A 401-nucleotide genomic window follows, 5' to 3' on the forward strand; every position below is an offset into this window, starting at 1 on the left:
CCGAGCGACTTGAACCCGGCTTCCGCGCCCAGGGTCGCAATCGTGGTGAACAGGCGAGCCGGATCACTCTCCCCTGCGATCAACCGGGTGGCCGCGACCTTTGCAGTGTCGGCGACATGATAGTCGAACACTGCATTGATTTCGCCATTGCCCGTATCCCCGGCAAAGCTTTCCAGAACCCGCAGCTGCGCGCCCTTGCCCACCCGGATCTGCGACCGGGTGACGATTGCACCGGATCCGGTTCCCACATGAACCAGCTCAACAGGTTTGGAGACGTCCGCGCCTTCGCGCACGTTGATGATCACACCGCCTTGCACGAAAGCCGTGTTCAGCGCCAAAACTCCGTCATTCGACGCGGTCTTGGGGCTTGCAAGCAATTCTGCTGCGCGATCGCCCTCAAG

The 401-nt window shown here is 61.6% G+C and carries 1 pseudogene; it reads right to left on the reverse strand.

Features of this window, described 5'->3' with window-relative positions:
* Nucleotides 1–401: pseudogene (locus tag E1297_RS48800) on the reverse strand (Fe-S cluster assembly protein SufD); the annotation flags it as partial.

This window comes from Roseibium sp. RKSG952, from assembly GCF_009711355.1.